The 9,336-nt window shown below is 39.6% G+C and carries 10 protein-coding genes; 7 read left to right on the plus strand and 3 right to left on the minus strand.

Features of this window, described 5'->3' with window-relative positions:
• Positions 1-159 precede the first annotated feature (159 nt).
• Positions 160-945, plus strand: coding sequence for a TrmH family RNA methyltransferase (locus IQ247_RS10665; RefSeq protein ID WP_193919701.1), 786 nt, complete (start codon positions 160-162; stop codon positions 943-945).
• A gap of 8 nt (positions 946-953) precedes the next feature.
• On the opposite strand, the gene IQ247_RS10670 is transcribed toward IQ247_RS10665, so the two are convergent.
• A complete protein-coding gene (locus tag IQ247_RS10670; RefSeq protein ID WP_193919703.1) occupies positions 954-1,196 on the minus strand; it encodes a hypothetical protein in 243 nt (80 codons plus the stop codon).
• 407 nt (positions 1,197-1,603) lie between these two features.
• Here IQ247_RS10670 and IQ247_RS10675 point away from each other — a divergent pair, with 407 nt between their 5' ends.
• Positions 1,604-2,125, plus strand: a complete 522-nt coding sequence (locus IQ247_RS10675; RefSeq protein ID WP_193919713.1) for a peptidoglycan-binding protein — start codon at positions 1,604-1,606, stop codon at positions 2,123-2,125.
• Between the two features lie 146 nt (positions 2,126-2,271).
• Here the strand turns inward: IQ247_RS10675 and IQ247_RS10680 are convergent, their stop codons facing one another.
• A complete protein-coding gene (locus tag IQ247_RS10680; RefSeq protein WP_193919715.1) occupies positions 2,272-2,541 on the minus strand; it encodes a hypothetical protein in 270 nt (89 codons plus the stop codon).
• A gap of 482 nt (positions 2,542-3,023) precedes the next feature.
• Between IQ247_RS10680 and IQ247_RS10685 the strand changes: the two genes are divergently transcribed.
• Both IQ247_RS10685 and IQ247_RS10690 read left to right on the plus strand, forming a co-directional pair.
• Positions 3,024-4,469, plus strand: coding sequence for a RecQ family ATP-dependent DNA helicase (locus tag IQ247_RS10685; RefSeq protein ID WP_193919717.1), 1,446 nt, complete (start codon positions 3,024-3,026; stop codon positions 4,467-4,469).
• A gap of 38 nt (positions 4,470-4,507) precedes the next feature.
• On the plus strand, positions 4,508-4,708 hold the full coding sequence (locus tag IQ247_RS10690; RefSeq protein WP_193919719.1) for a hypothetical protein: 201 nt from the start codon (positions 4,508-4,510) through the stop codon (positions 4,706-4,708).
• Here IQ247_RS10690 and pheS read toward each other — a convergent pair.
• Positions 4,705-5,700, minus strand: coding sequence for a phenylalanine--tRNA ligase subunit alpha (gene pheS, locus IQ247_RS10695; RefSeq protein WP_193919721.1), 996 nt, complete (start codon positions 5,698-5,700; stop codon positions 4,705-4,707). The genes IQ247_RS10690 and pheS overlap by 4 nt on opposite strands.
• A gap of 356 nt (positions 5,701-6,056) precedes the next feature.
• Here pheS and surE point away from each other — a divergent pair, with 356 nt between their 5' ends.
• The 3 genes from surE (at position 6,057) to IQ247_RS10710 (ending at position 9,271) form a co-directional block, all read left to right on the plus strand.
• Positions 6,057-6,854, plus strand: a complete 798-nt coding sequence (gene surE / locus IQ247_RS10700; protein ID WP_193919723.1) for a 5'/3'-nucleotidase SurE — start codon at positions 6,057-6,059, stop codon at positions 6,852-6,854.
• 300 nt (positions 6,855-7,154) lie between these two features.
• Complete coding sequence (locus tag IQ247_RS10705; RefSeq protein WP_193919725.1) at positions 7,155-8,051, plus strand: MBL fold metallo-hydrolase; 897 nt, start codon at positions 7,155-7,157, stop codon at positions 8,049-8,051.
• 251 nt (positions 8,052-8,302) lie between these two features.
• Positions 8,303-9,271 carry a bifunctional riboflavin kinase/FAD synthetase gene (locus tag IQ247_RS10710; protein ID WP_322745485.1) on the plus strand — a complete coding sequence of 323 codons (969 nt, stop codon included), beginning with the start codon at positions 8,303-8,305 and terminating at the stop codon, positions 9,269-9,271.
• The last annotated feature ends 65 nt before the right edge of the window (positions 9,272-9,336 follow it).

The following is a 9,336-nucleotide window of genomic DNA, read 5'->3' on the forward strand; positions in this document are numbered from 1 at the left end:
GCAAGAGGGAAAAGGGAGTAGGGAGCAGGCAAGAGGGAAGAGGGAGCAGGGGAAAATAAGGCAAGAGGGAAAAGGGAGTAGGGAGCAGGGAAAAGGGAGTAGGGAGCAGGGGAAAATATTTATAATCTAAAATCTAAAATCTAAAATCCAAAATTGAATGTGCTGAGTAGTTTACAAAATCCTCTGGTAAAACAAATTCGCAAGCTCCACTCTACCAAAGAAAGGCATAAGCAGCAGTTATTTTTGTTAGAAGGGACGCATTTATTGCAAGAAGCTTGCACCCTTGATTATCCCTTGGATATTGTCTGCTGCACTTTGCAGTGGCAAGCAACCCATGAACAACTTTGGCAGCAAATTGTGGACAAGTGCGATCGCGCTGTTGTTGTTAGCGAGGATGTAATCAAAACATTAGCTACCACCGTACAACCGGATGGTGTGGTAGCAACAGCCAAACGGGGATATCAGATTAGGGAAATACCCTTTAGCGGCTTGCAAATAGCGCTGGAAGCTGTACAAGATCCCGGTAATCTAGGAACTATCATTCGTACCGCTGCTGCTGCTGGAGCATCGGGTTTGTGGTTAAGTCAGAATAGTGTAGATTTAGATAATCCCAAGGTATTGCGTGCTAGCGCTGGACAATGGTTTCGATTGCCGATGCAGGTAACTGAGGATTTGAGCGCAACAGTAATCACAGCTAAACTCGCTGGTATACAAGTAATTGCAACTTTACCAACTGCAAATTTAACTTATTGGCAGGTAGATTGGCAAAAACCAAGTTTAATTTTATTGGGTAATGAAGGTGCTGGGCTATCGACTGAGTTAGCAGAAATGGCAGATTTAAACGTGAAAATTCCGCTTCAACCAGGGGTAGAATCCTTAAATGTAGCGATTACAGCCGCCTTAATTTTATACGAAGCACAGCGTCAAAAAAATTATACATTTTGAATTCAAGTTTATTTATCTTTATCTTTACTTTGAAAATATTGTTCAATATCAGCTACCGCATCTTCCCAATCAGCTAAATCAAATATTGGTGAATCCTCAACAGTTTGTTCTTCAAGAATGGGATCGACTGCTAATTCCGGTGCAATCTGTTCTTCTGTTTGATTTTCTTCTAACAAATGTTGCAAATGCTCTAAAGTTTCTTGGAACTCTTTTGCAGCACTTTGACGTTTTCCTTGCTCGTTTTGCTCCATAATAAATATCTCGTTTCAGATTAATCCTTTATATCATGTCCGGTTAAATACTATAAAGGGAATAGGGAATAACAACTAATCATCCGCACATGATATTAATACACTAATCGTCACAGGGAGAATTACATAATTTATCAGTGTATTTGTTTATAAGAATCTAACCTCAGAATGCGTTTAAATTCTGCTTACTGAGATAAAATACGCAATAATAGTTACTATTATATAAATTAGGCTTGTATCTAAGGTGTATTCTAGGCAGTTATTACGAGATTATATAAGCCGTATCAACACTGAAGTCGATTGTATCTTTTGTCGATTATTAATTGAATATAGCGCTGTTACCCAAGTCTTAATTGATTGAGTAATACAGCTTTTATGAAATTGTTTTTAGAAGGGAGACTTGAATAATGAATCGTTTTGCTTTGAAATCTTCTCGCTGGATTTTGTCTGCTGCTATAGTTTGCTCGATTGTAGGTGTAGCAAGTTCTGCTCAAGCACTTGTAATGAAAAGAGGTTCCACTGGTTACAACGTCAGAATTATCCAAAATACCCTTAAATCACAAGGTTTCATGTCCAGCAGCGTCAACTCTACGGGATACTACGGTTCAATTACACAAAGAGCTGTAATGAATTTTCAACGCGCTCGCGGTTTAAGAGCAGACGGTGTAGTTGGATCTCAAACCCTCAGAGCAATGGGATTAGCTGGTACAGGTGGTTCCATAGACTCCTCTCCAGCAGGTACCAAAGCAATTGTGAGAGTTAGTAATTTTCTGAATGTACGTTCCGGGCCTGGTACTGGTTACAGCGTTAAACGGAGATTATCTTCTGGAGAAGGAATTTTCATCTTCGCTGAAAGTAACAACGGTTGGTATAGAATTTCCAACGGAAACGAATGGGTACACTCTCGATATATCGAAAGAACCAACTAATAATAAAAAACTTGATATCCTAACAAAATTTAACAGATTTTCACTATTAGCCTAGAGTTATAACTCTGGGCTTTATAGTGTAATTTAATATTCATCCGAAAAGCCTATCATAACTAGATTAAGTTTAAAGAAACTAAGTATACACTTTATTCTTGCTCTTGCTCTAGTAACCTATCAAGCTTATTCTCTATCGTATTCAGTTTTCTCAGAATAGTAGGACGGTGATTATCTAAAGAAACTAATAAGTTAGTGACACCTTCTTGTATATTTGCTAACCGTTCTACTGCACTTTGAAGCTGTACCATACCGGAGCGCAATTCTTGACGCTCAAATCTAGCTTCAGTCATTGCATCTAACATAGCTTGAGCAGTTCTAGCATTACTCTCAACTAGCTGTTGAAGTTCTTCATTTGTCATTTCGCTTACTTGTTAAACTTTTATGATTATTTACTCTTTTATTTCCTCTATTATATTCAATCAAATTTTTAAATAAAAAATATCGGCATTGCAGAATCCGGGTATGAATTTAGATTTTGAGACGTTACAGTGTAACGTCTCTACACAAGTTTAGGTTATCGATAAAATTTGATATGACCTTGCGGTCACGCTCCGCTAACATACTTGTTTTCGGCAATACCAAACATATATATTTACTCCCTTCCTTCTCAGCGTCACTTTGCGCTAGCCTTCGCGTACCTTTGCGTTTAAAAAACTATATTTATTATAATTTGCTAATATTTTTAAAAAACTATTTCTACAACCATTAAACCACTCTTCATCCGACAAAAACTTCAATATATCATAGTAAAAATACTGAAGCGCCATGTTCATAATAAAAGTTATATTCAAAACTCGGCATAAAAAGTGTGCAAGGAAAAGGGTGTATCTATCTACTTATTATGAATCAACCCCAAATCCCTTCTTGGCAGCAGGTTCGCGCTACATTCCAACAAATTTGGGGTTATGAAGATTTCCGTCCACCCCAAGGCGAGATTGTCCAAAGTCTACTCGCAAAAAAAGATACTATAATTATCATGCCCACAGGCGGAGGTAAATCAATTTGCTTCCAGCTTCCCGCATTGTTGCAAACAGGTTTAACTTTGGTGGTTTCTCCCTTAGTAGCACTGATGGAAAACCAAGTACAAGAATTGAAAGAACGCAAACTTTCCGCAGCACTATTACACAGTCAATTATCTCCTTCCCAACGTCGTCAAACTCTACAAGCTTTAGAAAGACAACAACTGAGATTGCTTTACCTGTCTCCAGAAACATTACTCAGTCCCCCGGTTTGGGAAAAATTATCTCACCCAGAACTTGAAATTAACGGCTTAATATTAGATGAAGCCCATTGTTTAGTACAGTGGGGCGATACCTTTAGACCAGCTTATCGAAGATTAGGGGCAGTAAGACCAGCGCTACTCAAGTCAAAAAGAAGAGGAACAAAAATAGCGCTAGCCGCTTTTACCGCCACCGCTGACCCTTTAGCCCAAACTGTAATTTCAGAAACTTTGCAGTTACACCAACCTACTGTATTTAGGTTGAATCCTTATAGAGATAATCTTAACCCAAACGTCCGGATTATTTGGACTCCCCAAGGAAGAACGCAACAATTATTAAAATTTATTCAAAAAAATCAACAAACAACTGGATTAGTTTACGTTCGCACACGACGAGATAGCGAAGATTTAGCCCAATGGTTGACACAACTTGGTTATAGCACTACTAGTTATCATGCTGGATTGGGTGCAGAAGAAAGACGAGAAGTTGAAGCTAAGTGGTTGAGTGGAAAAATTCCGTTTGTAGTTTGTACCTCAGCTTTCGGTATGGGAATTAATAAACCCGATGTTCGATGGGTGATTCACTTTCAGGCTCCATTATTACTATCGGAATACGTACAGGAAATTGGGCGTGCTGGAAGAGATGGAAAACCAGCAGAAGCGCTAACATTAATTAGCGAACCTACCGGATTCTTGAATCCAGAAGACAAGCAAAGACAGAGATTTTTTGAAGACAAGCTGCGTGAACAAAGGCTTACAGCCAAACAATTAATTAAAAAATTACCACCGATTGGAGAAGTGGATGCAGTAGTGCGAAAATTTCCCGATGCTGCGATCGCGCTTTCCTTACTCCATAGCATGGGTCAATTAAACTGGACTGACCCATTTCACTATATTATTAAAAACAACTCAAAAACTGAAAAACATCAGCAATTACAAGCAGGCAATCAAATACAGCAGTATCTAACCACAAAAAAATGTCGTTGGCAATTTTTATTAACCGCTTTTGGATTTGAGAAAGAAGCAGAAAATCTACGTTGCGGACATTGTGATAATTGTAAAAAATAGGGAATGGGTAATTGGTAATGGGGGATGGGTAATGAGTAATGGGTAAGAGTGAGAAATGTAGTGGGAGCGTCTCGCTCCCTGCCGACAATAACGTGAATTTAATTTTCTTCCTACCTCCCCAATTACCAATTACCAATTACCAATTACCAATTCCCAATTACCAATTACCAATTACCAATTACCAATTACCAATTACCAATTACCAATTACCAATTACCAATTACCAATTACCAATTTAAAATTGCCGTAAAAACCGCAAATCGCTAGTATAAACGCGGCGAATATCATCGAGTTGATGTAGTACCATTGCAAAACGCTCCACACCAAAACCAGCGGCGAATCCGGTGTATACTTCTGGGTCATAACCTACAGCTTTCAACACATTGGGGTCTACCATTCCGCAACCCATTACTTCTAACCAGCGTCCGTTCCAGCGTAAATCAACTTCTGCTGAAGGTTCGGTGAATGGGAAGTAACTAGCACGGAAGCGAATATCTTCTACCTCACCGAACATCGCTTCTAAAAACTCCTTAACAGTACCTTTAAGGTCGGTAAAAGTTAAACCTTCGTCAACTGCTAAAAGTTCAATTTGATGAAAAACAGCCGCGTGAGTTGCGTCTACATTATCTCTTCGATAAACTCGTCCCGGTGCAACAATCCGAATCGGTGGTTCACTTTCTTCCATGAAGCGAATTTGCACCGAGGAAGTATGAGTCCGTAACATATTTCCATCAGGAAGATAAAAAGTATCCTGCATATCGCGGGCTGGATGATCTGGGGGAGTATTTAGGGCTTCAAAATTATAATAATCGCTTTCCATCTCCGGACCCGCAGCTACCGTATAACCCATGCCCACAAATATATCCAGCGCTCGGTCAATTACACCATTTAACGGATGAATCCGACCTTGAGGACGAAAAACACCCGGCATTGTCACATCAATAGTTTCTGCTTCAATTTGCGCTTGGATTTTCGCCGTTTCCAAAGCCACACGCTGCTGATCTAAATTATTTTGTAAAGCTTCCTTAACAACATTGGCGATCGCCCCAATTTGGGGTCTTTCTTCCGCGCTTAATTTTCCCATTTCGCGCAGCAGAACTCCCAATTGACCTTTTTTACCCAAATAATCAACCCTGAGTTTCTCCAATATTTCCAAAGAATCAGCATCGGCGATCGCCTTTTGAGCTTCAATACGTAATGCTTCTAATTGAGATTGTAAATCGCTAGTCATTAGTATTTAGTTATGAGTTATGAGTTATGAGTTATGAGTTATGAGTCATTCAAGACTAGCAAACCAACTCACAATAGTAATAATGCCATTGATAAGCTAAAAACAACCATCAAACGGGAATTGGATATGAGTTATCTCCTAGTAGTCTATTGCATTAGTTTTGATAGGGTTTTATATTCCGTAGTGCGAGCCGGAAAGCTCGCTATTGGCTAGCGAGCTAGAAGCATAACTCATAACTCCCTTGCTCATAACTCCTAACTCCTCACTCCTAACTCCTAACTCCTAACTCCTAACTCTTCACTCATAACTGCTAAATTGACTAATGACAATTAAAACTTCGTAAATAGTAAATAATAATGAAATTATTAATTTCTAACGATGATGGTGTTAACCATGAGGGTATACGTGCTTTAGCAAATACGATGGCAGAAGCTGGTCATGATGTGAGTGTAGTTTGCCCGGATAGAGAACGTTCGGCTACGGGACATGGATTGACTTTGCATACTCCGATTCGCGCTGAAGTTATCAAATCTGTGTTTCATCCTAATATCAAGGCTTGGGCTTGTGATGGGACTCCCTCGGACTGCGTAAAATTAGCGCTGTGGGCTTTATTAGATTCACCTCCCGAATTGGTTCTTTCTGGGATTAACCAAGGTGCTAATTTGGGAACGGAAATTCTGTATTCTGGTACTGTTTCGGCAGCGATGGAAGGTTTGATTGAAGGAATTCCCAGCATTGCATTCAGCCTTACTAGTTACTCTTCCAAGGACTTTGAGGGTGCGGCGAATTTTGCCAAAATACTTGTAGAACAACTTGCCCAAAAACCTTTACCTTCAGCGATGTTACTCAATGTTAATATTCCGGCAGTGGAATCCTCCCAAATTAAAGGGGTTAAATTCACCCGTCAAGGAGTACGACGCTACGTAGATGTATTTGATAAACGAGTAGATCCACGGGGTAAAACTTACTATTGGTTAACCGGAGAAGTTCTTGAAGATGTAGAACCACCCGTTTCGTTTAATTTATCCGAAAATATACCGATTGATGTCCATGTTATCCGTGAAAACTACATCAGTATAACTCCTTTACATTACAATCTTACTTATCCAAATGGACTAAATGATTTACTGTGTAGGGAATTCAAGTTTGATTAACATATTTAATCTCAGAAATTTGCCGCTTTTTCGGAGGTTAAATGCATTACTGCAAAATATAGGTTATAAAGTAAAAACGTCTTTAAAGATAATCTTTAGACGTATAGTTAAATTACTTATAATCTAAGTATAAAAGAGACTCGCAGACCGATGCGAAAAAACTCTTGAAAAACATATGCTGTATTTATATGTATTTATAATTTATCCTTCCACAAGAACGGGTAAAACAGCATTAGTTAAACTATAGCGGAGTAACATTTTTTGTATTGTTCGCCCGCTGAATCTTGACAAACAATACCCATGTCTAGGATGGAGAATCAATTTACCGTAAAATTTTGGGGTGTTCGTGGCAGTATTCCCTGCCCGGGGCTACAAACCGTCCGTTATGGAGGCAATACTCCTTGCGTCGAGATGCAAGTGGGCGACAAACGCTTTATTTTCGATGGGGGTACGGGAATTCACGTTTTAGGACAATCTTTGTTGCCTAAAATGCCCTTGGAAGCTTATCTGTTCTTCACTCACTCTCATTGGGATCACGTACAAGGATTTCCGTTTTTTACTCCTGGATTTGTTGCAGGCAATAAATTTCATATTTATGGCGCAATAGCACCTGATGGTTCTACTGTAGAACAACGTTTAAACGACCAGATGCTGCACCCCAACTTTCCTGTACCTTTGCAAATTATGCAGTCCAATTTGGATTTTTATGAGGTAAAACCTGGAAAAACAATTCATATCGAAGATATTGCGATAGAAACTGCACCATTAAACCATCCAGGAGAAGCAGTGGGATATCGAGTGAATTGGCAAGGTGGTTCTGCTGCTTACGTTACAGACACCGAACATTACCCCGATAAGTTGGATGAGAATGTTTTAAAGCTTGCTGATAATGCCGATATTTTGATTTACGATTCAACTTATACTGATGAAGAATATTATTCACCAAAATCGCCTAAAATTGGCTGGGGACATTCCACATGGCAAGAAGCCGTCAAGGTTGCCAAAGCCGCTAACGTTAAAACTTTAGTAATTTTTCATCACGATCCAGCCCATGACGATCAGTTTTTAGACGCTATTGGACAACAAGCCATCAATGAATTTCCTGGTGCAGTCATGGCAAAAGAAGGAATGGTACTAAACGTTCCGATGAATGTCGCTTTATCAAAAACTTTTCCTATTAGTCGGTCTTTGACATAAAGCTTTTTTCTCAAATTAATAATAGATTTGGATTAAATTGGTATTCGAGAGCCTTAGTTAAACTATGGCGCATTGGGAATAGGTAATAGGTAATGGGTAATAGGTAATGGGTAATGGGTAACGGTTGAAATTCTAATTCCTCACTCCTAACTCATAACTCCTAACTCCTAACTCCTAACTCCTACTCCCGCTATTGATCAACCTCTCGTCCCAAAATCGACGTGCCAAATCTGTCTCAAAATGGGTGTTCTGTGTGGGTTACTTGTTCAACCGAATTAATTAAAACTCCTACTGCTGTTGCTCTTGGTAAGTTTGATGGCGTTCATCGCGGTCATCAAAAGGTAATTCAGCCAATTTTGCACAAACCAGCAGACGCAGAACATACTTACTCATCAGTTGTTACATTTTCCCCCCATCCTCAAGAGTTTTTTACGGGAAAACCCAGAAGATTGTTGACTCCTTTGGATGAGAAAATCCAACAGTTAGAACTACTTGGGGTCGAACAACTTGTGTTAATCCCCTTCAACAAAGAATTAACTGCTTTGACTCCCGAACAGTTCGTAGAGCAAATTATCGTGGAAAAATTGCAAGCCTCTAGAATCAGCGTCGGACAAGATTTTTGCTTTGGTTCCCAACGTAGCGGTACCGCAATAGATTTACAGATACTCGCCGCTAAGTACGGTATTCCTGTTACCATTGTTCCTTTGGAAACTCACCCAGATGATTCACCTCTTATAGAAGAGGAAACCCGCATCAGCACTTCACTTATTCGTCAAATTCTCGAAATTGGAGACATGGAAAGAGCCAACCGACTGCTCGGAAGAGCTTATACCCTTATCGGTACAGTAGTTAAAGGACAGCAGCTTGGTAGAACTATCGGTTTTCCCACAGCCAACTTGCAATTACCACCAGATAAGTTTTTACCCCGAAAAGGAGTTTATGCTGTCCGGGTTAGCAGTGCGATCGCGACAAATGGTATAACCTTGAAAAACCATTGGGCAGTGATGAATATTGGCGATCGCCCCACCGTCAATGGTACTAATCTGACAGTAGAAGTACACCTTTTAGATTGGTCAGGAGATTTATATGAGCAAAAACTGCAAATACAATTAGAAAAATTTCTCAGACCAGAACAAAAATTTGCCAGTTTAGAAGCACTCAAAACTCAAATCCAACTTGACTGTACCATTGCCAGAAAATTTTTCACTACCGAATGTTAGTTTAGTCCAACTCTGGGAACAATAAATGAAGATGGGGAGATTGGGGGATGGGAGGACAAGGGGAT

Source organism: Plectonema cf. radiosum LEGE 06105 (genome assembly GCF_015207665.1).
In the GTDB taxonomy this organism is placed as follows: Bacteria; Cyanobacteriota; Cyanobacteriia; order Cyanobacteriales; family Nostocaceae; genus Rivularia; species Rivularia radiosa_A.

Excerpts from the sequence above, each read along its gene's own strand:
- IQ247_RS10670 (WP_193919703.1), bottom strand. The coding sequence starts at position 1,196 with ATGGAGCAAAACGAGCAAGGAAAACGTCAAAGTGCTGCAAAAGAGTTC.
- IQ247_RS10675 (WP_193919713.1), top strand. The coding sequence starts at position 1,604 with ATGAATCGTTTTGCTTTGAAATCTTCTCGCTGGATTTTGTCTGCTGCT.
- IQ247_RS10680 (WP_193919715.1), bottom strand. The coding sequence starts at position 2,541 with ATGACAAATGAAGAACTTCAACAGCTAGTTGAGAGTAATGCTAGAACT.
- IQ247_RS10685 (WP_193919717.1), top strand. The coding sequence starts at position 3,024 with ATGAATCAACCCCAAATCCCTTCTTGGCAGCAGGTTCGCGCTACATTC.
- IQ247_RS10690 (WP_193919719.1), top strand. The coding sequence starts at position 4,508 with ATGGGTAAGAGTGAGAAATGTAGTGGGAGCGTCTCGCTCCCTGCCGAC.
- pheS (WP_193919721.1), bottom strand. The coding sequence starts at position 5,700 with ATGACTAGCGATTTACAATCTCAATTAGAAGCATTACGTATTGAAGCT.
- surE (WP_193919723.1), top strand. The coding sequence starts at position 6,057 with ATGAAATTATTAATTTCTAACGATGATGGTGTTAACCATGAGGGTATA.
- IQ247_RS10705 (WP_193919725.1), top strand. The coding sequence starts at position 7,155 with ATGTCTAGGATGGAGAATCAATTTACCGTAAAATTTTGGGGTGTTCGT.